This is a genomic window from Micromonospora kangleipakensis (assembly GCF_004217615.1).
Lineage (GTDB): Bacteria > Actinomycetota > Actinomycetes > Mycobacteriales > Micromonosporaceae > Micromonospora > Micromonospora kangleipakensis.
This window is the reverse complement of record NZ_SHLD01000001.1, coordinates 4,964,484-4,984,971: the sequence shown is the minus strand read 5'-3', so window position 1 is coordinate 4,984,971 and position 20,488 is coordinate 4,964,484. Positions and strand designations below refer to the sequence as shown.

18 protein-coding genes and 2 pseudogenes are annotated in these 20,488 nt (G+C 70.3%); 11 read left to right on the top strand and 9 right to left on the bottom strand.

The window, feature by feature from the left end; translation table 11 throughout:
• Nucleotides 1-63: 63 nt before the first annotated feature.
• Together EV384_RS24040 and EV384_RS24035 are read right to left on the bottom strand one after the other, a co-directional pair.
• Nucleotides 64-303 (bottom strand): tautomerase family protein, encoded by a 240-nt coding sequence (locus tag EV384_RS24040; RefSeq protein WP_130336715.1) that lies wholly within the window; start codon nucleotides 301-303, stop codon nucleotides 64-66.
• Between the two features lie 30 nt (nucleotides 304-333).
• Nucleotides 334-1,050, bottom strand: coding sequence for an SDR family NAD(P)-dependent oxidoreductase (locus tag EV384_RS24035; RefSeq protein WP_130336713.1), 717 nt, complete (start codon nucleotides 1,048-1,050; stop codon nucleotides 334-336).
• 93 nt (nucleotides 1,051-1,143) lie between these two features.
• Here EV384_RS24035 and EV384_RS24030 point away from each other — a divergent pair, with 93 nt between their 5' ends.
• Nucleotides 1,144-1,764, top strand: a complete 621-nt coding sequence (locus EV384_RS24030) for a TetR/AcrR family transcriptional regulator (RefSeq protein ID WP_130336711.1) — start codon at nucleotides 1,144-1,146, stop codon at nucleotides 1,762-1,764.
• A 31-nt stretch (nucleotides 1,765-1,795) separates the two neighbouring features.
• Here the strand turns inward: EV384_RS24030 and EV384_RS24025 are convergent, their stop codons facing one another.
• The 3 genes from EV384_RS24025 to EV384_RS35050 all read right to left on the bottom strand — a co-directional run bounded on the left by EV384_RS24025 (nucleotide 1,796) and on the right by EV384_RS35050 (nucleotide 4,082).
• The gene (locus EV384_RS24025) at nucleotides 1,796-3,388 is read right to left on the bottom strand and encodes a GMC family oxidoreductase (protein ID WP_130336709.1); all 1,593 of its coding nucleotides are present in this window, start codon (nucleotides 3,386-3,388) and stop codon (nucleotides 1,796-1,798) included.
• A 304-nt stretch (nucleotides 3,389-3,692) separates the two neighbouring features.
• Entirely contained in the window at nucleotides 3,693-3,866 is a 174-nt protein-coding gene (locus EV384_RS35055; protein ID WP_165440058.1) for a hypothetical protein, read from the bottom strand.
• Nucleotides 3,867-3,935: 69 nt separating this feature from the next.
• Nucleotides 3,936-4,082, bottom strand: coding sequence for a hypothetical protein (locus EV384_RS35050; protein ID WP_165440057.1), 147 nt, complete (start codon nucleotides 4,080-4,082; stop codon nucleotides 3,936-3,938).
• Between the two features lie 27 nt (nucleotides 4,083-4,109).
• Here EV384_RS35050 and EV384_RS24020 point away from each other — a divergent pair.
• Both EV384_RS24020 and EV384_RS24015 read left to right on the top strand, forming a co-directional pair.
• Nucleotides 4,110-5,749, top strand: a pseudogene (locus tag EV384_RS24020) (RecQ family ATP-dependent DNA helicase).
• A gap of 96 nt (nucleotides 5,750-5,845) precedes the next feature.
• A complete protein-coding gene (locus tag EV384_RS24015) occupies nucleotides 5,846-8,077 on the top strand; it encodes a hypothetical protein (protein WP_130336707.1) in 2,232 nt (743 codons plus the stop codon).
• Nucleotides 8,078-8,109: 32 nt separating this feature from the next.
• Here the strand turns inward: EV384_RS24015 and EV384_RS24010 are convergent, their stop codons facing one another.
• Together EV384_RS24010 and EV384_RS24005 are read right to left on the bottom strand one after the other, a co-directional pair.
• Nucleotides 8,110-8,814 carry a spermine/spermidine synthase domain-containing protein gene (locus EV384_RS24010; RefSeq protein ID WP_207232441.1) on the bottom strand — a complete coding sequence of 235 codons (705 nt, stop codon included), beginning with the start codon at nucleotides 8,812-8,814 and terminating at the stop codon, nucleotides 8,110-8,112.
• A 333-nt stretch (nucleotides 8,815-9,147) separates the two neighbouring features.
• Nucleotides 9,148-9,387: pseudogene (locus EV384_RS24005) on the bottom strand (hypothetical protein); the annotation flags it as partial.
• A 358-nt stretch (nucleotides 9,388-9,745) separates the two neighbouring features.
• Here EV384_RS24005 and EV384_RS24000 point away from each other — a divergent pair.
• The 5 genes from EV384_RS24000 to EV384_RS23975 all read left to right on the top strand — a co-directional run bounded on the left by EV384_RS24000 (nucleotide 9,746) and on the right by EV384_RS23975 (nucleotide 14,321).
• On the top strand, nucleotides 9,746-10,783 hold the full coding sequence (locus EV384_RS24000) for an ArsR/SmtB family transcription factor (protein ID WP_130336705.1): 1,038 nt from the start codon (nucleotides 9,746-9,748) through the stop codon (nucleotides 10,781-10,783).
• Between the two features lie 145 nt (nucleotides 10,784-10,928).
• The gene (locus EV384_RS23995) at nucleotides 10,929-11,477 is read left to right on the top strand and encodes a DinB family protein (RefSeq protein ID WP_130336703.1); all 549 of its coding nucleotides are present in this window, start codon (nucleotides 10,929-10,931) and stop codon (nucleotides 11,475-11,477) included.
• Nucleotides 11,478-11,504: 27 nt separating this feature from the next.
• Entirely contained in the window at nucleotides 11,505-12,497 is a 993-nt protein-coding gene (locus EV384_RS23985; RefSeq protein ID WP_165440056.1) for an alpha/beta hydrolase, read from the top strand.
• A 122-nt stretch (nucleotides 12,498-12,619) separates the two neighbouring features.
• Entirely contained in the window at nucleotides 12,620-13,417 is a 798-nt protein-coding gene (locus EV384_RS23980) for an ATP-grasp domain-containing protein (protein WP_207232440.1), read from the top strand.
• Between the two features lie 280 nt (nucleotides 13,418-13,697).
• Nucleotides 13,698-14,321 (top strand): FMN-binding negative transcriptional regulator, encoded by a 624-nt coding sequence (locus tag EV384_RS23975; protein ID WP_130336697.1) that lies wholly within the window; start codon nucleotides 13,698-13,700, stop codon nucleotides 14,319-14,321.
• 302 nt (nucleotides 14,322-14,623) lie between these two features.
• Here EV384_RS23975 and EV384_RS23970 read toward each other — a convergent pair whose 3' ends face one another.
• Nucleotides 14,624-15,583, bottom strand: a complete 960-nt coding sequence (locus tag EV384_RS23970) for a threonine/serine dehydratase (protein WP_130336695.1) — start codon at nucleotides 15,581-15,583, stop codon at nucleotides 14,624-14,626.
• Nucleotides 15,584-15,651: 68 nt separating this feature from the next.
• Here EV384_RS23970 and EV384_RS23965 point away from each other — a divergent pair, with 68 nt between their 5' ends.
• From EV384_RS23965 to EV384_RS23955, 3 genes are all read left to right on the top strand, one after another.
• Nucleotides 15,652-16,560 (top strand): LysR family transcriptional regulator, encoded by a 909-nt coding sequence (locus tag EV384_RS23965; RefSeq protein WP_130336693.1) that lies wholly within the window; start codon nucleotides 15,652-15,654, stop codon nucleotides 16,558-16,560.
• A 71-nt stretch (nucleotides 16,561-16,631) separates the two neighbouring features.
• On the top strand, nucleotides 16,632-19,094 hold the full coding sequence (locus EV384_RS23960; protein ID WP_242624249.1) for a glycoside hydrolase family 65 protein: 2,463 nt from the start codon (nucleotides 16,632-16,634) through the stop codon (nucleotides 19,092-19,094).
• 87 nt (nucleotides 19,095-19,181) lie between these two features.
• Nucleotides 19,182-19,514, top strand: a complete 333-nt coding sequence (locus EV384_RS23955; RefSeq protein ID WP_165440055.1) for a nuclear transport factor 2 family protein — start codon at nucleotides 19,182-19,184, stop codon at nucleotides 19,512-19,514.
• A gap of 76 nt (nucleotides 19,515-19,590) precedes the next feature.
• On the opposite strand, the gene EV384_RS23950 is transcribed toward EV384_RS23955, so the two are convergent.
• Nucleotides 19,591-20,334: an N-acetyltransferase gene (locus EV384_RS23950; protein ID WP_165440054.1), complete on the bottom strand. Its 744-nt coding sequence runs from the start codon at nucleotides 20,332-20,334 to the stop codon at nucleotides 19,591-19,593.
• Nucleotides 20,335-20,488: the final 154 nt, after the last annotated feature.

Below are 20,488 nucleotides of genomic sequence, written 5' to 3'. Positions count from 1 at the left end.
TCCAGATCCAGCTCGGGTCTGGTCATCGATCCGTTTCGGTGCGCCCCGCTCCACCGCAGGGTGCTATTCGCTGGCGAGCGAGCGCTGCTGCTCACGGAACTGTTCGACGGGAAGCCCGCCTCGGCCCCAGTTCTCGGTCTCGACTTCGTCAATGACGACGAAGGTGGACGTCAACGGCTTGTGCAGCACGTCGAGCAGCAGTTTGCTCACGCCCTGGATGAGCGCCGCCTTCTCCTCGGCGGTCGCCGCCGTCGCGCCGGGGCTGGTTCCCTCGCGGGTGATCTGAATCGTGACGATGGGCATGTCGGGTCCTTTCGGGCGGTTCGGGTCCGGTCAGTGGCCGGCGTTCTGGCCGCCGTCGACGTGCAGGATCTCGCCTGTGACGAACGGGGCGGATTCGAGGTAGACGACGGCGTCGACGATGTCGCTCGTCTCGCCCATCCGGCCGACCGGGTGCAGCCCGGCGTACGTCTCGTGGAACTCAACCGGGTGCATCGGGGTCTTGATGATCCCCGGAGCGACGGCGTTGACCCGCACTCCTCGGCCGGCGTACTCGATGGCCAGGGACTTCGTGGCGGAGCTGAGGCCACCCTTGGTGAGCGACGCGAGCACGGACGGCACGTTGGAGTTGGGCTGGTCCACCAGGCTGGTCGTGATGTTGACGATGTGTCCCCCGCCGACGGCGAGCATGTGCGGCAGGACGCGCCGGGTGAGATGGAAGAACCCGGCGAGGTTGACCCCGGTGAGCAGGTTGAACTCCTCGTCGGTGTAGTCGGTGAACGGCTTGGCGACGAAGGCGCCGGCGTTGTTCACGAGGGTGTCGATACGGCCGAAGCGGTCCAGGGCGGCGGTGACCACCCGATCCGCGGTGTCGGCGTCTGCGATGTCGCCCCGAACGGCCACGATTTCCGGGTCGTCGGCGGCGGTGATCGAGCGTGAGGTGGCCACGACGCCGTAGCCGAGCTTGCGGTACGCGTCGACCAGGCCGGCGCCGATGCCCTGAGACGCACCGGTGATCACAACGACCTTCTGACCCTGTTTGGTGCCCATGATGAACCTCTTCCTGGTTGGCCGAAGCCTCGATGACTACTAGACGACCGGTCGGCTATGAAGCTAGACGACCGGTCGTGTATCGTCTACTCCATGGGACGGACGAGTGACGCGCGGAACAAGATCCTCGGCGCTGCGGCGACGCTGATCGAGCAGCGCGGGTATTCGCCGCTGGGCGTGGCCGAGATCTGCTCGACGGCAGGAGTGCCGAAGGGCAGCTTCTACTACTTCTTCGAGTCGAAGCAGGCGCTCGCGCTGACTGTCATCGACGAGCACTGGGCGGCCCAGCGGCGGCAGTGGGTCGAGGTGCTCAGCAGTGGTCACGATCCGCTGCGGCGCCTGCGAGACCTCTTCGAGACCACGGAGGAGGTGCAGCGAGCCGGGCAGCAGAAGGTCGGTCTGGTCGCCGGTTGCCTGTTCGGCAACCTCGCGCTGGAGCTCAGCAACCAGAACGAGGAGATCCGCAGCCGGCTACAGGGGATCTTCGAGGCCCAGATCGACCTGATCGAGGAGGTCGTCATGGAGGCGAAGGCCCAGGGCCAGGCCGGCGCGCTGGTCGACGCCCGCGACGCCGCACGGTCCATCGTCGCGCAGATCGAGGGACGCGCGCTGCTCGCGAAGCTGCTCAACGATCCGGCCCAACTCGAGGCGCTCTGGCGCAACTGCCTGGACCTGCTCCAGGTGCCCACGCAGGCGCGGCCGGCAACCGACTGAGCGGCGGCCCGCCGCGACGATCACCCGCTGCTCAGCCCGCGAGGATCAGGTCGGCGGCCCGCCAGGCCAGTGCCATCACCGGGGCGTTGAGGTAGCCCGAGACCAGTACCGGCAGCACGGAGGCGTCAACGACCCGTAGGCCGTCCACGCCGCGGACCCGGAGCTGCGGGTCGACCACGAACTCGTCGCCCGGGCCCATCGCGCAGGTCCCTACCGCGTGGTAGCCGCAGTAGCCGAGCGTCAGCGCCGCGTGGATGATCTCGTCATCGTCCTGTACTGCCGGACCGGGCACTGTCTCCGCGGAGATCCGCTTCGCGATCGGCCCGGTGGCGAACAGCTCCCGCATCCGCCGGAAGGCACCCACCGCGAGGTGACGGTCATGCGCGGTACTGAAGTAGTTGGCGACGATCCGGGGTGGGGCCTCCGGGTCGGCCGACGTGATGGCCAGGCTGCCCTCGCTGTCCGGCCGGGTCACCGTGGCCAGGGCCATCAGCCCCGGCTCGGTCTCCAGCTCCAGCGCGTGCCCGGGACGCGGTGGTGCCGCCGAGAAGGGCGCGATCAGCAGCTGCGCGTCGGGATGATCGGCCTCCGGGCCTGACCGGATGAACGCCCCGACGTCGTACACCGGCAGGGCGAGCGGTCCTCGGCGGGTCAGCAGGTAGCGCAGCAGTGCCCGCCCCTGACCGATCCGGTTGCTGAGCATCGGGTTGTAGCCGCCCCTGGCGGTCAGCCGGAACTGCAACGGCATTGATCGGTGCTCACGCAGGCCGGTTCCCACCCGGGCCCGGTCGAGCAGCACGTCGACACCGGCGCGGCCCAGCGTGTCGGCCGGACCGATGCCGGAAACCTGCAACAACTGCGGCGTCGCGATCGCGCCGGCGGCGAGGATGACCTCGGCGGAGGCCGCGTAGTCGACCGTCCGAGCGTGCCGACGGGCGCGCACCCCGATCGCTCGGCCGCCCTGGATGAGGACCCGGAGCACGACCGTCCCCACCGCGATCGTCAGGTTGGGCCGGTTGCGGACCGGGTGCAGGAACGCGTCGGCGGCGCTGGTCCGGCGACCGTCGCGGATGGTCGCCATGAGGTAGCCGATCCGCTCGTCGTCGTCGGCGTTCAGGTCGTCCGACCGGCGCCAGCCCAGCTCCACCCCGGCCGCGATCGTCTCCTCGCAGAGCTCGTCGGTGTCGGTCGCGCTGGACAGCCGCAGCGGCCCGCCGGCGCCGCGTACCTCGGAGGGGCCGAACGGGTTGTCCTCCAGCTGCTTGAAGATCGGCAGCATGGTGTTCCACCCCCAACCGGGGTTACCGAGGCGTTCCAGTCCGTCGTAGTCGAGCCGGTCGCCGCGGCCGTACACCATCCCGTTGATCGAGCTGGATCCCCCGATCATGCGACCGCGCTGCCAGACCTCGCGGTGCGCCGGCCCCGCGTCGGCAGGGTAGTGCCAGGCGGTGCGCCGGTCGTCCATCAGCCGGCTGAAGCTCTTGGGGATGCGGACGAACGGGCTGCGATCCCAGCCACCCGCCTCGATCAGCAGCACCCGGGTGCCCCGATCCTCGGTCAGCCGGTTGGCCAGCACGCAGCCGGCCGAGCCTGCACCGACCACAATGTAGTCGAACTCCTCCACTGTGCACCCCCCGTCCGCTGGCACGAGCGCTGCGCCCACCGTAGTTCGCTGATCATCGAACGGAAAGGGGTCGCGTGAGCGACTTCATCCATCCTCGGCGATCGACAGGCCGTTGGATCGACCCCGGAGCAGTTCGATGGTGCTGCGCGGGCACTGCGTGCCGCTCGTCGCGACACCGGGAGAAGTACCTCTCGCCATCCCGCTATCGTCGGCGTTCGCTGGCCCGGTCGACGCCCTTGTGCACCCCGCACCGTACGATCGATGAGCTCGCGCAGCGAGCTCTCGTCGACGTCGTCCAGTCGTTTCAGGTAGAGGCACCCACCGGCGGCCACACCCCGGGCACCGCGCAACTGGCGGGCTGTCGTGGCCAGCGCCGCCAGCGCTGAACGCTGGGCACGGCGACCAGTATCGCGGCACCGATCAGCAGCGTCGTGCCGGTCCGCACCGGGGTGGCCAGGTCGGCGTGCTGGCCGGCCACGGTCACCTTGTGACCGAGTAGGCGCAGTAGCCATGGTGGGCGGGTCAGCATGGCGAGATAGCTGCCCGCCTACACGACGCCGGTCAGCACGGCGCCGAGCGGGGAGAATCGCAGTGTGGCGATGAGCCCGAGCAGGATTCCAGCCGCTGCCAGTAGCAGCGCGTTCCGCACGAAGTCGCCCGTGTTGAAGGCGCCGCTGCTGATCTTCAGGTCCACCTGTGCGGTTGGCTAGCATGCCCGGCGATGATGATTATCTTTCGCTCCCTGCGGCTACGCCGCGCCGCGCGTGGACACTTCGGCTGGCAGAAGCTGCGAGCTACGCAAATGCGCGCGATGCGCGCGCTGCTGGCGGGCCGCGACACGCTGGTCGTGCTGCCAACCGGGGGCGGGAAGTCTGCCGTCTACCAGGTTCCCGCCACGCTGCTGCGCGGCCCCACGGTGGTGATCTCACCGCTGCTGGCATTGCAGCAGGACCAGATCGGCAACCTCAACGAGCGGGGGGATCCTGCTTTGCGTGCGGTTCGGATCAGCTCCGCGGAGAGCCCGAGCAAGCAGGCCGCTGCGCTGGCCGAGCTTCGCTCGGGTGCCGCGAAGTTCCTGTTCATCACGCCGGAGCAGCTCAGTTCGCCGGAGCGGCTGGCCGAGGTCCGCGCGTTGCGTCCGGCGCTGGTGGCGGTCGACGAGGCGCACTGCATCTCGTCCTGGGGGCATGATTTTCGCCCCGACTACCTCACCCTCGGCCACCTCATCCGCGGCCTGGGCCGCCCGCCGGTCGTGGCACTGACCGCCACGGCATCGCCGCCGGTCCGCGAAGACATCACCGCGCGGCTCGGCATGCGCAAGCCGCGGCTGGTCCTGTCCGGACTGGACCGTCCGAACCTCTTCGTGGCGGCCGTGCACTGCCCCAGCGAGGACTACCGCTGGCGTAGGCTGCTCACCCTGCTCAAGGAGGCCGACCCGCCCGGCATCGTGTATGTGCCGACCCGGCGCGCCGCCGAGGAACTCGCGGAACGGCTTTCCGACGCGGGTTTTCCCGCGAAGGCCTACCACGGTGGTATGGCGGCTGGGGTGCGTCACCGCCGCCACGAAGACTTCCTCGCCGACCGGGTGCCGATCATGGTCGCCACGTCGGCGTTCGGCATGGGCATCGACAAGCAGAACATCCGCTGGGTGGCACATGTGGCGCTGCCCGACTCACCGGACAGCTACCTGCAGGAGATCGGGCGGGCGGGGCGCGACGGTGAGCCGGCCCGGGCGTTGCTGCTCTACCGAGCCGAAGACATTGCCCTGCAACGCTTCTTCAACGGCGGCGCACCTGAACTGGACGAGCTGCGAGCGGTCGCGGCGGTCCTGCACAACGGCCCGATGACGCGCAGCGCGCTGGTGAGGGCCACCGGCCTGGGACAGCGCAAGGTCGCCAGCCACATCAGTCTGCTTGAGCAGGTCGGCGCGGTGGCGACAGGCACCAAGGGTGAGCTCAGCGTCCCTCGGTATGCGCCCCTGCCCGATCAGGCGGCTCGGGAGGCGCTGGCCGAGTACGCCCGCTATCAGGCCGGGCAGCGTTCCCGCACCGACATGATGCGCCGATTCGCCGAGAGCCGGGGCTGCCGTATGCAAGCACTGCTGGGCTACTTCGGAGAGCAGCTGAGCCACCCCTGCCGGCACTGCGACAACTGCCACGGCGGCACCTCCGAGGTGCTCCCGGCGGACGGGCCGTACCCACTGCACAGCACCGTCCGGCACGCCAAGTGGGATCAGGCATGGTCCTCGGATACGAGAAGGACCGGATGACCGTGCTCTTCGACGATGTCGGGTACAAGACCCTGTCGGTCTCCGTCGTGCAATCGCAGGGCCTGCTGGCGCTCGAGGCGAATCGCCGCTGAAGCTGCGGACAGGCGGTTGACCGGCCGAAAGCCGCGTAGGGCGCGGCGCAACGGGTAAGCGACCGCGGCGAACAGTCGACGGGACGGCAGGTGCCGGTGGAAACGACGGAGTTGCGGGTGCCGGGCGTCGGCGGCTCCAGTGCGGAGGAGACCCTCGACCGACCGATCGTGACCAGGGTGGCCGGCGACGAGAACGCCGGATTCTTCCGTCCCAGGGCGGGCTTCGGCGAGCCGAGGGGGCCCGGCGGGGTGCTGATCGAGGCCTACCGCTGGGGCAACCTGACCGGCGGCAGAGCCACCCGGGCCTTCGCCCTGATGCTGCTGCTTCCGTTCATGCTGAGCAACATCGCGATCTGGATGCTACCGCCGGCAGCGGCCGGCTCCGGGGCGGTCGCCCGGGCGACCTGCAGACTGCTGGCCGGGACCCTGACCGCGATGTACGTGCTGTCGGTGACCGGCGTGGCAGTCGACCTCGTCGCCTGGCAGTGCGCCGCCGACCCGCGTTGCACAGACGGCCGCCGGTCGATCTCCTGGATGGCCGGCGTGCAGCCGGGTCAGCGCGTGGCGCTGCTCGCCCTGGTGCCGATCGCCGCCGTCGCGGTCATCTGGTGGCTCGGGGCGCGGTCGTGGCGGCTGCCCGAGGACGCCTCCGCCGAAGCGGTGCCGGGCGGTCTCGGCGCCTTCCGGCTCGACGACCACGACTTCTGGGACAACCAGACCTTCCTCCGCCGGCTGCGGGCCCTGCACGTCGCGATCGCAGTGGGCACCGTCGACGTCGTCGTGCTCGGCGTGGTCGCCCCGCATGACGATCGGACCGTCGGCTACGGCCTCCTCGCCCTCACCATCGCCGTCATCGTCGCCGCCACGGCGCTGCTCTGCCGTCCGGCCCGGCCCGGCCACCCGCAGGACCGGCGGCTCGGAGTCGCCAGCCGGGCGGTACTGGTGGCCATGCTGGCCCTCACCGCGCTGACGCTCGGTTACGCCGCCCTGCCCCGGTCCCGGTGGATCCCGGGGACCGAGTTGCCCAACTACGGCTCCCTGGTCGCCTGGCTCTACCTGAGCCAGGTCGTGCTGCTGTTGATCCTCAGCGCGGTCGTGGTGCGCCAGCCGAGCCGGACGAGCACCCCGGCGTTCCTCGGCGGCCTGGGCGCCCCCGTGGTCATCACCCTCGCCATCGGCCTCGGGGTCGCGTTCTCGTCTGCCATCGTCTACGCGACCTCCGACTATCTCGACCGGGACGTCGAGCCCACACCGCGCCGTCTGTTGCCTGCCGGGGTCCCGCCACTGTTACCGCCGCTGGCGTACCGGTGGGCCGCGATGGGCTTCTTCGTGGCCCTGCTGGTGACCGCGGTCGCCGCCCTCCTGCGCAGCCGGCTGACGATATGGCACCGGCGCCGGGCGGCGATGGAAATCCTGCGCCACGACTTCCCGGACGCCCCGCCGGAACCGCACCCTCGGGTCCGCGCGGTGCGCAATGCCATCGCCCGGGCGCAGTTGACCGACCGGAGTTGGCCGCTGCCCGCCGCGTACGCGATCATCTTCGCGCTGATCCTCGGCTCCGCCGGACTGTCGCTCGCGGGCATCGGGCCGAGAGATCTCGGCCTCCGCATCGGCGGAGAGCCGCTGGCCCGATCTACGGTGTTCATCAGCCACCTGGGCACCAACCTGACTGGGCTCTTCGCCATCGCGATGGCGGTCGCCGCCCTGTTGACCCACCGGCCGACCGCGCGTACCCGCTTCGTCGGAGTGCTGTGGGATCTCGCCACGTTCTGGCCGCGCGCCGCCCACCCGTTCGCCCCGCCCTGCTATGCCGAACGCGCCGTGCCCGAGCTCACCCGGCGGATCCGGTACCTCACCAGTCACGGCGGAACCCTGGTTCTCTCCGGGCACAGTCACGGCGCAGTCCTGGCGGCGGCGACCGTGCTGCAACTGCAGCCCGCCTGCCTCGACCGGATCGCGCTGCTGACCTATGCCTCTCCCCGCCTCTACAGCAGGGTCTTTCCCGCGCACCTGGGCCACGCCACGCTGTGCGACATCGGCGACCGGGTGAGGTGGCGCTGGCTCAACCTGTGGCGGGACACCGATCCCATCGGTCGCTGGGTCTTCTCCCCGGACCCGGGCCGCTCGGTCGCCGGGAGGCCGACCGACCCGGCTGATCCAGCGAACGGGGTGGACCGGCGGCTGCGCGACCCGCACGGGCTGCTGGCCCGGCCGGACGACACCGTGCCGCCACCGATCCAGGGACACCGGTTCAGCCCCGACGACGACTTTCAGGCCGCCGTCCGCCACCTGGTGGCGCGGCTGCGGGCTGACCTGCCCGGGACCTGAACCCGTAGGCGCCCCTTCCTCGACCATCGCGCTCACTGCGGGAGAACGCCTCTTCCCGCGCTCCTGGTTCTTGGACGGCCCGGGGCGGTACGGCGGGCCAGGTAGACGACGTCCGGTTCGCCGCGCGGCACCTCGACGCGGTGGGTGCTGACCGGGCCGATGAGCGTCTCCAGACGGGCGGCGTACGCCGGTGCGGCCGAGGCGCTCCAGACGGCCAGTACGCCGTCGTCGGCGAGCCGGTCGCGCAGCAGGGCGGTGCCCTCGTCGTCGTACAGCTCGGCATTGGGCTGGAAGACGGTCCAGTCGGGGCCGTTGTCGATGTCGAGGCAGATGGCGTCGAAGACCCCTTGGGTGGTACGAAGCCACGCCACGATGTCTTCGTTCACGATTCGCACCCGGGCGTCGTCGAGCGCCTTGCCGCTGTAGGCAGCCAGGCGGTCGCGGTGCCAGTCGATGAGGGTCTCCTCGATCTCTAGGACCACGATCTCCGCGGGCGCGGCGGAGGCCGTGGCCTCGGCCAGCGAGAAGCCCGCACCCAGCCCGCCGATCAGCACCCGCGCCCCTGGCCCTGCCAGGTTGAGCGCCGCGCGCACGAGCAGCCGCTCGGATGCTCCGGCACGGGTGTCCATCAGGAAGACGCCGTTGTTGACGATCTCGAAGTGCTCGCCGGATTTTCGAAGAACGAGCTCACCCCGGTCGGTCACCACCCGATCGACTACGGCACCTGCCTCGTTCACCAGGCAAATCTATGTCACAGGGATCTCATGAGCTCGCGATATACCGGGTGTGCCACCGAACGGCATCGACCGGGGCACGTCGCAGCCGACGCCGCATTGCGGTCCATTTCATCACTTGTGCTGCTCTTCGCCCAGCCGGTACCTGCCGCAGGCGCCACTCCTGGAAGGGCCGTCCGGATCTTTGGGTGCGAGGCGCACGCACCGTCGAGCCGGCCGACACCTGCCCGGTGCCGGCCGGTCCCGACGTGACCCCCGCCGCCCACCCCGGGCGGCGCGAGGATCGGTTGGCCTGCGGAGGCTCGTCCCACCACCCGGTGGGGAGTCGCTCGCCTGCTACGGCGAGGATCCACAACGCCCACCGCAAAACCCGGCGAAGGTTAGTGGACACCGCACTAGGCCACGCCATTGCTTGAGGCGGTTGAAGCAGCGTTCGACCACGTCGCGCTTCTTGTAGATCGCCCGGTCGAAGGTGGGTGGTCGTCCGCCGGCGCTGCCCTTCGCGGCCCGGCGGGTGACATGGTCGCAGCGTTCCGGAATGACGTGCCGGATTCCGCGAGAGCGCAGGGCTCGCCGGTGGGGTCGTGGGCGTAGCCCTAACAGGGGGTCCGACCACCCGTCCTCGATGGGGCTACGGTAATCGCGGTGAGGTCAGGTCGATGGTGCTGCGGCGGGGCAGGCCTTGATCGGGCTGTGAACCCCGCAGACGGGTAACGGACGTCCAGGGCGACGGTGACCAGCTTGCGAGATGCACCACGCCGACCTGGACGCGTTGCCCGTCGATGGATGCCGGCGCAGGCGGTGACGACGCGGTCGACCTCGAGGCGGTGGCCTGCGGTCCGGGCTACCTCACACCTCCAACAAGGGCAGGTAGCTCTGAGCTCGACCACCATATCGTCGCTACATCAGGACAAATCTCCGGAAGGTAGAGCTCATGCCCATCGCGATCACCGGTCTGGACTCGGCCGCGTCGGGGCGTGCGGTGCCGGTGGTGTCACCGCTGGTCGAGCTGGGCTCCGCGCTGCACGTCCTGCATGATCCAGCCCACCACTACGCCGACGAATGGGCGGCGGCCGTCCGTGCCGGTATGAGTCCGCGGCTCGCCGAGCTGACGCAGTCCTGGTCCTGGACCACCCAGGCCATCAGGTCGGCGCCCTTCGTGGCGGCATCCTCCTCGGCTGACTTTCCCGGCCAGCTCGACGAGTTGTGTGCGATACCCGCGTCGCAGCTGGCCCTGCAGTTGCTGCGTCCGCTCTCACCGTCGGGCGACGTACGCGCGGCTCTGCACTGGAGCCGTGCCCGGGGTCGAGCGGTGGCCGCCCTGGTACAGGCACTGGTCGAGCGGCCGGATCAGGCTGTCGCGGACTTCCTCGAGTTCCTAGAGCAGAGTTGGCGGGAGTGGTTCTCGGCCGAGTGGACCAGGGTCAGGTCGCTGTTGGCCGCCCGGGCGCGTCGCTTCGCCGACACGGTCTCCGCCCAGGGTGCCGCGCGGGCGTTGGCGACGATCGACCCGTCGGTGACAGCTTCCGACGCGGGTAATGGGGTGACCATCGCCAAGGTCCAGAACACCCGCCACGACGTGTCCCGGCGCGGGCTGCTGGTGGCCCCGAGCGCCTTCATCCGGCCTCACCTCTATGTAGCGGACGTGCCGGGCCATCCGCTCCTGCTCATCCACGCGGCCGAGGCGGGTCAACCGGTCCCGTCGGTTCGTGAGCTGCTGCGCCGTCTGGAGACCGTCGCAAATCCGGGCCGGCTTGAGATCGCACGCGCGATCGCGACCGAGCCCCGGACCGCCGGCGAGATCGCAGCTCTGTGGCGCATGGACCCGACCCTGGTCAACCGACACCTGCGCGCGCTCGCCGCCGCGGGACTCGCCGGGGCGTCGCGGCGAGGCCGGTTCGTGCAGTACCACCTCGACGTCGATGCCATCGAGGTGCTCGGCACCGACCTCATCGCGCTGCTGCTGCGCTGAGCTTCGACGGAGGCTGAGGAACGTCTGACGGAAGTCGTCAGTCCACTGGCCGGTCGCGCCAGGCCGGTGTTCAGTTGGCCCCGCTCCCGGCGCAGCCCATGCTGTCCCGGCGTCCGTCGCGTTGCTCGTCTCCGGAAGGCCATCCGTGAACACCACCCGTGACACCCTGTCGCTCGACGAGGCCACCCGGCGCATCCGGGTCGACCACGATCTGCTCCTCACCCGCGTCGAGCGGTTGTCCGAGCAGCAACTCACCGCGGAGTACCACGTGCTCTCCGGGCCGCTCGGAGACTTCTGCGAGTCGCTGCACGACTTGGTGGCGCACGTGTTGATGTGGGACGAGATCAACCTGGCGGTGCTCAGCGAGGCGGTTGCGGGCCGGTCGCACTGGAGCCTGGACCCCCGCTGGGAAACACCCGATGCCGGGCGGCGGCTGAACCGGGGCGGCGTCGCGGCGGGTCGGCACATCCCGTCGCCGCTGCTCCTGCACCGGCTCGTGGCGGTCCGTGACGCGCTGATGGACGAGTTCGCCCGCTACAGCGAGCGGTCCTGGGCCGAGCCGGGGGAGACGCCGGTGCTCGCGGACGGACTCGGTGAGCTGGCCCGCAAGGTGTGGACCGTGCCGGGGCATCAGGCGTTTTGGCACGCGGCCATCCACCTGGACCAGCTGACACAGGCCGCAGCCACGCAGTGAAGCCCGCAAGCGGAGAGGGATACAGCGATGAGGACACGCCTCGTGGACGAGCCGGGGTTTGCGGCCGAGACCACCGCGTTGTTGGAGCGGTTTGCGGACGATCCGGCGCCCGGCCCGATGACATACGACCTTCTGTTGGCGGACCGAGCCGAAAAGCCCGACCCGCTGCTGTCGGGCCACTGTCACCCGGACGTGCACGCAACTGACATTTACCTGCCGTTGCGCGGCGGTCCGACGCTGGCCCGGGTCTATCAGCCGTCGGGTTCGCGACCGCGGCCCCTCCTGCTCTGGCTGCACGGCGGCGGGTTCATAGGTGGATCGGTGGTCGATCTCGACCACCCGTGTTCCCACCTGGCCCGCCTGGCGGATGTGACGGTGGTGTCGCTGGAGTACCGGCTGGCGCCGGAGCATCCGTTCCCGGCCGCCCTCCACGACACCTACGACGCGATGTGCTGGTTGGCTGAGCACGGCACGCTCATCGGCGGCGACGGTCGCGTCGCGGCCGGTGGGCAGAGCGCGGGCGGCGCCCTGGTGGCGGGCGCCTGCCTGATGGCGCGCGACGACGGCGGCCCCGCCATCGCGCGGCAGGTGCTCTGCTATCCCGTGCTGGAATTCGGCCAGGACACCGAGTCCTACCGGGAGTTCGACGGGATCTTTCTGAGCATCAAGCCGGGCCGATGGAGTGAATCGGTGTACCTGGCCGGCCAGGAGGTCACCGCGTACGCGGCCCCGCTGCGGGCGGAAAGCCTCGCCGGGCTCCCACCTGCATTGATCATCGGCGCCGGACGGGACCCCTTGCGTGACGACGCACGGGGCTACGCCGCACGCCTGGACGCCGACGGCGTCGACGTGACGCATGTGGAGTACGCCGGAACCATGCACGCGTTTCTGAACTTCTGCAACATGCTGTCCGTGGGTGAGCACGCGATCCAGGTCATCGCCGCGGACCTCGTGCACGCGTTCAATCCGTTGTCGCCGGCAACGGCACGTGAGACGCGAAGCCGGATTGAAGCGGTATGAGCAGCATCGTGGTCTTCGGAGCGGGCGGCCGCCGACTTCCTATGCTCGGTACGTCCCACAGGTGTGGAGTCGCGTCCGGGCGGCTGAGTCTGGCAGAGGTGCTTCGAGACTGAGAGCGGTACATGAACGGCGACGAAAGGTACGGCGTGGAACGTCGGCGGCGGGTTGCGCTGGTGACCGCCCGGGAACAACCGGGGGGCGCCGTCGATCTGCCGCTGCTCGCCGAACGGCTCCGCCAGAACGCGCACGCCGAAGTGGTCGCTTGGGACGACCTCGCGGTCGATTGGTCCACGTTCGATCTGGCACTGATCCGTTCCACCTGGGATTACCCCGGGCGGGTGGCTGAGTTCCTCGCCTGGGCGGACCGCTGTGCAGCGGTCACCCGGCTCGCCAACCCGGCGAGTCTGATCCGGTGGAACTGCGACAAGACCTACCTCGGTGCGCTACGCGACAGTGGCATCCCGGTCGTCCCCACCACCTATCTGCCCCCGGGAACTGCTCCGGTCGTACCCGGTGACCGGGAATTCGTGGTGAAACCTGCAGTCGGCGCTGGCGCCCTGAACGCCGCCCGCTACCGCCCCGCTGAGACCAACCGGGCGCTCGAGCACATCCGGATGCTGCACGGCGACGGCGTGACCGTCATGATCCAGCCCTACCTGACCACGTTGACACCGCCGGCGAACGGGCGCTGGTATTCGTCGGCGGCGACTACCTGCACGCTATCCGCAAGGGCCCCGTGCTCGCCCGCGGCGCCGGCTACGACGGTCCGCGGGAGGCGCACCCCGGTATGCGCAGCTGGACTCCGTCGGCCGACGAGATCGCCCTGGCCCGGGCCACGCGAGCCGCGGTCCCCGGCACCGACGAACCGCTATGTGCGCGGGTCGACCTCGTCTCCGACGAGGCAGGCGACCCCCTCGTGATGGAGCTGGAGCTAATCGAACCGAACCTTTTCCTGGCCACGCACCCCCGTTCACTGGACGCCGTGGCCGCCGCCGTCACGCACGCCGCCGCCCCCGCCTCGACTGGACAGTCATGGAGGTAGAAAACTTGCCGCAAAGGACCTGCGGGCGCTGTCCAGTACGGCTATCAGGCTGAACCCCATCCACGAAGATCCACACCCCGTTTCAACCGCCGGTTGGAGCAAGAGGTGTCGGAGCCGCTGCCAAGCTGGGGGCGGATGACCATGGCGGGAGAATCACGATGTACGTTCCGGCCCACTTCGCCGGCGACGAGCAGGCGGTACAGCAGGTGCTGCATCACATCGGCGCCGCCGATCTGATCACCACCACCGCCCAGGGCCTGCAGGCCAGCATGCTGCCGTGGGTCTACGACCTGCACGCCGGCACACACGGCGCGCTGCTGGGACACTTGGCGCGCAACAACGACCAGTGGCGCCTACCGGCGCTCGGCGAGGCGCTCGTCATCGCGCGGGGACCGGATGCCTACATCAGCCCATCGTGGTATCCCTCGAAGGCCGAGCATCACCGGGTGGTGCCGACCTGGAACTACATCACCGCCCACATCTACGGACAGCTGCACGTGCACGACGACCCGGCCTGGCTAGAAGCGCAGGTGCGGCGGCTGACCGAACGGCACGAGGCCGGGCGCGCCGAGCCGTGGTCGGTCGACGACGCCCCAGCGGCGTTCGTCGCCGGACAGCTGCGCGCCATCGTCGGTGTCGAGGTCCGCATCACCCGCGTGGAAGCGAAGTTCAAGCTCAGCCAGAACCGCCCAACCACTGACATGGACGCGGTCATCGCCGAGCTGCGCCACCTGGGCGATAACCGCAGCGCCGCCGCCGTTGCTGCGCACCGCCCCCGCTGACCGGCACAGGTTGATGCTGCCGCACCCGGCGCGCTGGCACTCAAGCCATCCGCGACGGCAACCCGTCCGCCCTGGCGACCGGTTACCCGTTCAGGTTCGGGCCGGCGTGCTACCACCCATACCGCGCGACCGGCTGCCTCGACTACCGGCGGAACGTCCCCGACTACCGCTGTTTCCAAAGAGGGCGACCGGGCGCTGGTGGTGGTCGGCAACTTCGGTGGGGGGCACGGCAGTGCCGGCCAGATGGTCGTCGGCGCCATCGTTATCCGGAACCGGCAGGTCGGCTAATAGGCGCTCCCAGTTCACCGGCTCTCGCCGGTTGGGGACCAGTCGGTGTTGGCGCCGCAGACGATCAGGCAGGCGTGGTCGCCGGGGACCTGTCCGGCGAGCCAGGCCGCGAACGCGGCTGCGCCGGCCGGTTCCACGGCCAGCCGGAACTCGTCCCATAGCCGGTCGCGAGCGGCGATGATCTGGGGGTCGTCGACGAGGGCCAGCTGCGGGGCGGTCGCCCCAAGGATCGCGTACGGGATGCGCCCGACCCGGCTCGCACCGAGCGCGGACGCTGCTACCGAATCGACCGGGCTGTCGACCGGTTCTCCGGCGGCAACCGCGGCGTGCAGGCTGGCACACCCTTCCGGCTCCACGCCGATGACGGCGCGCGCCCCGGCCGCCAGGCTCACCCCGGCCGCCAGGCTCACCCCGGCGATTAGCCCGCCGCCGCCGACCGCAACCGCCACGGTATCGCAGTCCGGCGCCTGGTCTGCGATCTCCAGGCCCACCGTGCCCTGCCCGGCCACGACGTCGGGGTCGTCGTAGGCGGGCAGGTAACGCAGTCCCTGCTCGTCGGCGTACGTCCGGGCGGCCAGTTCGGCCTCGGCGTACGACCGGCCGTGCCGGACCACGTCGGCGCCGGTCGCGGCGATGCGTCGTTGCTTGTCCGGTGGCACCGTCTGCGGCACGTAGATCGTGGCGCGGGCGCCGAGCAGGCGGGAGCTGACGGCCACGCCGAGCCCGTGGTTGCCGCCCGAGGCGGTCACCACACGGTCGGTGCCCGGCCCGCTCAGCAGCGCGTTGAGCGCGCCGCGGACCTTGAACGAGCCGGTGAGTTGCAGGTGTTCCAGCTTCAGCGTCAGCCGGCGGCCGTCCACGGCCGCTTCCAGTACGGGCGTACGTCGGATGTACGGCGCGATCCGCTGGGCGGCCCGCCTGACGTCCTCGGCCGCCGGCAGCGCCGCCGCCCCGATCTGCGCGTGTCGGATCATGCCCCCACTCTGCCCGCCCCAGGCCATAAGCTGGAGCGGGACTTGCTAACGGGACGTAAGGAGCGCTAATGGGACTGGATGTCGAGCGCCTGCGAGTCCTCGTCGAGGTCGCCCACGCCGGCTCGATCGCGGCGGCGGCCAAGCGCATGGGCTTCACTGCCTCCGCCCTGTCCCAGCAGTTGGCGAAGCTGGAGCGGGAGGTCGGCGACCGCCTCGTCGACCGCGGACCCAGCGGCGTACGGCCGACCGCGACCGGTGAGTTGCTGGTCCGCCACGGTGAGCGTGTCCTCGGCGCTCTCCACGACGCCGAAGAGGCCGTTCGGGGTGCCCGCCGGCTACCCCGTGAGCACCTGTCCCTTGGCACGTTCGCCAGTGCCGGTAAGGCGCTCGTCCCCACCGCACTGGCCACGTTCCGCCGCGCCCACCCGCAGGTACGCCTCTCCCTGCTGGACATCGAGCCGCCCGACGGGTACGGCCTGGTCACCTCCGGCGACCTCGATCTGCTGATCACGCACCGCTACCCCGACGTGCCGCTGCCGCCAGCCACCGGCCTGCACCGGGCGCACCTGATGGCCGACCCACTGCGGCTCGTGCTGCCCACCGGCCACCGCCACGCCAGCACCGATCGGCTGACGTTGGCCGCGCTCGCCTCCGACGAGTGGATCTCCGGCGGACCCGGGGTACCCAACCGAGTGGCCCTTGACGGGGCGGCCCGACGGGCCGGCGTCGAGCTACGCGTGGCCTACGAGACCCGGGACTACGCAGTCACCCTCGCCCTCGTCAGCGCCGGCATCGGCGTTGCCATCGTCCCGGACACCACCCTGCGCTCCGCCGAACCGGGTGACTACGTCGTCCGCGACCTCGACCGGCCGATCGCCCGCGAGATCTTCCTCGTGCGCCGGCCGCGCGCACGTCCACCCATCTCCGACATGGTCGCCCACCTCCAGGGCGCCACCACGCCCCTGCCATCACTGTGACACCCCGCCTCCTGGAGTTTGTCGAGCCCGAGCCGGGGAAAGCGCAGCGCGCCGTGGGAGAGGAGTGCCGGGTGCCGGCGGACGAGGACCCTGGGTGCGAGCTGTGCACCGGGAGTCTGCCGGCGGGCTGGGTGTTGGCGTACCGGGACGGTGACGCACCCGGTGAAGGTACCCGGGAGACGATGCTGACCCTGGGCAACGGGTACCTGGCCACTCGGGGGGCGGCTCCGGAGGCGTGGGCCGACGGTGTCCACTACCCGGGCACCTACCTGGCCGGTTTCCACAACCGGCTCTCCGGCGCGGGCCTGCCGGATGGCACGGAGAGCATCGTCAACCTGCCGAACTGGCTGCCGTTGACGTTCCGTCCCGCCGGTGGCGAATGGTTCGCGCCGGGGGAGGGGCGGCGCGTGCACGAGCACCGAACGCTGGATCTGCGGCGCGGGGTGTACCAGCGGGAGTTGCTCGTGGTCGACCGGGATCGGCGGCGGACCCGGATCCGGCAGCGACGACTCGTGTCGATGGCGAATCCTCATCTGGCGGCGCTGGAGACGAGCATCTTCGCGGAGAACTGGTCGGGCCGGTTGGAGATCAGGTCGGGCATCGACGGGCGGGTGCTCAACGCGAACGCGCCGGCGGAAGCGGGCGGCTGCGGCCGGCACCTCACTGATGTGGCCACCGGCGGGGATGACGCGGAGACCGTCTGGTTGACGGCGGTGACAACCAACGCACGACACCAGGTGGCCGTCACAGCCCGCACCAGAATCACCGACGCCGGCGTCGCCCACAGCAGGCCGACTGCCATTCACGAGCCGGGTGCCGTGAGTCAGGTGATCGGGATCGACGTGACGCCCGGCGAACGGGTCTGCGTGGAGAAGACCGTCGCGGTGTCCTCCACGCAGGACCGAGCGGTGTCCGAACCGTTGACGGCCGCTCGCGACGAGTTGCGCTACGCCGGGGCGTTCGGCACGTTGCTGGCCGAGCATGCCGCCGCATGGGCCCGACTATGGGAGCGTTTCCGGCTCGATGTCGGCGAGGAGCACGCCTGGCAGTTGCCGGTACGGGTGCAGACCTTCCATCTGCTGCAGACGCTGTCACCGCACACCCTTGAGCTGGACGCGGGCGTGCCCGCGCGAGGGCTGCACGGTGAGGGCTACCACGGGCACATCTTCTGGGACGAACTGTTCGTCTACCCGTACCTGAATCTGCGGTTCCCGGAGCTGACGCGGGCCCTGCTGAAGTACCGGCACCGGCGGCTGACGGCGGCGCGGCGGCAGGCGGCCGCGGCGGGAATGGCAGGTGCGCTGTTTCCCTGGCAGAGCGGCGACAGCGGCCGGGATGAGAGCCCCAATTGTTCGCCTTCCCCGGTGACCGGGGAGTGGGTGGACGACTACACCGGCCGGCAGCAGCACGTCAACCTGGCGGTGGCCTATTGCGTGTGGCGGTACTGGGAGACGACGGGTGACCTGTCCTTCCTCGCCGGGTGCGGGCTGGAGTTGCTGACCGAGACAGCGCGGTTCTGGGCCGGACTCGCCACCTACCAGCCGTCCGACGACCGGTACGACATCCACGCAGTGATGGGGCCCGACGAGTATCACGACGGGTACCCCGGCCGGCCGGGCCAAGGGCTGGACAACTCCGCGTACATCAACGTGATGGTCGCCTGGGTACTCGGCCGCGCCGATGAGGCCACCGCGATCCTGAGCCGGCATCCGGGAATGATGCCCTGGCCTGACGTCGGCGCGACCGACGACGAACGCCGCCGGTGGCGACACGTTGCGCGCCGACTGCGGCTGGCGTTCCTCGACGACGGGATGCTCGCCCAGTTCGAAGGGTACGGCGATCTGGCGGAACTGGACTGGGACCGGTACCGGCGGCGGTACGGCGACCTGCGGCTGCTGGGGTCACTGCTGCAGGCCGAGGGAGAGGACCCGAACCGCTACAAGATTTCCAAGCAGGCCGACGTGCTCATGCTGCTCTACCTGTTCAGCGCCGACGAACTCGCCGGGCTGGTGCGCGGCCTCGGCTACGAGTTCGACCCGGCCCGGATCCCCGCCACCGTTGACTACTACCTGTCCCGCACGGCCCACGGATCCACGCTGAGCCGCATCGCGCACGCGTGGGTACTGGCCCGGACGGACCGTCGTCGGTCCTTCGAGATGCTGCTGACCGCGCTCGGCACCGATCTCGCGGACCCGCAGCACAGCTCGACGCGCAACGGCATACATCTCGGCGCCACCGCCGGAACGCTGGACATCCTGCAACGGTGCTACACCGGACTGGAGGTCCGCGGCGACGCGCTCCGGCTCAACCCGCTGCTGCCTGACGGGCTCGACGGGCTCGACTGCGTGATCCGGTACCAGAACCAGTTGATCTCCCTGCATGTGAATCACGAGCGGTTGCAGATCTCCGCCGTCCCCGGGTCGGACCAGCCGGTCCGGGTGGCCGTCCGGGACAAGTCCTTCCAGCTCGCCCCCGGCTCGACCGTCACCGTCGAGCTGCACCCGCCTGCCAAACCGGCCGAAGGCAGTGGCTGAGAGGCGTCGGCTGGGCCGGCGCGGGCGGCGCGACGAATGACTGGTGTCTTGTCGGGTACGCGGGCGGCGATACGCGAGGAGAGCCACATGACCGTAACCGTTCCCGACGTGATTGCCCGCTACTACCAGCTGGCCGGCGGGCCCGACATTGACGCCTTCGTCGCCTGCTTCACGGACGACGCGATCGTCGCCGACGAGGACCGGACCTATCAGGGCCCGGCGGCGATCCGGGCCTGGCGCGAGCGGACCGCGGCCGAGTTCGACTACAACGCCATACCGGAGACGGTCGAGGAGGAGGCCGGTGGCAACCTGGTCGTGACGACGCTGCTCACGGGCACGTTTCCGGGCAGCCCGGTCCGGCTGCGCCACCGCTTCACGCTTCGCGACGGTCTGATCGGCGCCCTGGACATCCGGCCGTAGGGCAGCCGTGTCCGCGGGAAGGCCGCGCTGCGGGCGGGTAACAGCAACTGACCACGAGAACCCGTCCCGGCCTCGCCTACAGCCGGTGGCGGACCCAGACGTTGGGTTCGACGTAGACGGCGTGGTCGTGTGCCACGTCGCAGTGCACCGGCACCAGGGCTCCCGGTACGAGCACCGGCCCGCTGGTGTCGAACGGCAGGCCCGTCCACGAGCGCCACTCCGCGAGCGTCCCGCTGATCATCATCGACCGGGTGGCGACGCGCTCGATGCGCCCGCCCGCGCGTACGTGCACCCGCAGCCACGGATCGACGGGCAGGCCGTCGTCGCGGACCTGCGCCGCGTACTCGGTCATCGGCAGGTCCGGTCGGGCGTGCTTGCCGCTCGGACGGACCGGGGCGACCAGGGTGTCGTAGCCGAGCTTGGCGACGGCCTGCCGCATGGCGGCGAGCATCGCGGCGGAGAGCCCGGCGGCGCGCCGGTCGGGTCGGATGCAGATCTCGATGGCCGAGACGATGTTCGGGGTGGCGCCGGTGAGGCGGGTGATGGCGGCGCGCTGGATCGCCCGGTCCCAGCCACCGTCGGGAAGCTCCGGCTCCGTCCAGCGCAGCGGCACGGCGTACGCCCGGGCGACGGCGCGGCCCGGCTCGGCGGAGTCGACGGCGGCGAACACGAACTCGGGGTAGAGGTCGTGGGCGACGTTGTAGTACACCGCGCCCATCGGGTCCCAGAGCATGAACTGCGGCCACGCCCCGTCGAAGTCCTCGTCGAGCAGGGGTGCGAGGTCCGGACGCTCCGCCAAGCTCACGATGTCGATCGTCACGGGCGAAACCGTAGGGCGCCGAGCCGCGCACCGCACCTTATTTCGCGGTCCCGGCTGTCGGCGGGCACCTGATCGAGTGTTCCGCATCGGGCGTCGGAGCGAAGAGCAACCAACGCACCAGTCGTGGATGCCCACGATGTCGGACCCGCCGCAG

Coding starts and splice junctions, on each gene's coding strand:
- EV384_RS23965 (WP_130336693.1), top strand. CDS start 15,652: ATGGGACTGGATGTCGAGCGCCTGCGAGTCCTCGTCGAGGTCGCCCAC.
- EV384_RS23980 (WP_207232440.1), top strand. CDS start 12,620: ATGAACGGCGACGAAAGGTACGGCGTGGAACGTCGGCGGCGGGTTGCG.
- EV384_RS23970 (WP_130336695.1), bottom strand. CDS start 15,583: ATGATCCGACACGCGCAGATCGGGGCGGCGGCGCTGCCGGCGGCCGAG.
- EV384_RS24000 (WP_130336705.1), top strand. CDS start 9,746: ATGCCCATCGCGATCACCGGTCTGGACTCGGCCGCGTCGGGGCGTGCG.
- EV384_RS23975 (WP_130336697.1), top strand. CDS start 13,698: ATGTACGTTCCGGCCCACTTCGCCGGCGACGAGCAGGCGGTACAGCAG.
- EV384_RS23985 (WP_165440056.1), top strand. CDS start 11,505: ATGAGGACACGCCTCGTGGACGAGCCGGGGTTTGCGGCCGAGACCACC.
- EV384_RS24035 (WP_130336713.1), bottom strand. CDS start 1,050: ATGGGCACCAAACAGGGTCAGAAGGTCGTTGTGATCACCGGTGCGTCT.
- EV384_RS24030 (WP_130336711.1), top strand. CDS start 1,144: ATGGGACGGACGAGTGACGCGCGGAACAAGATCCTCGGCGCTGCGGCG.
- EV384_RS23955 (WP_165440055.1), top strand. CDS start 19,182: ATGACCGTAACCGTTCCCGACGTGATTGCCCGCTACTACCAGCTGGCC.
- EV384_RS24040 (WP_130336715.1), bottom strand. CDS start 303: ATGCCCATCGTCACGATTCAGATCACCCGCGAGGGAACCAGCCCCGGC.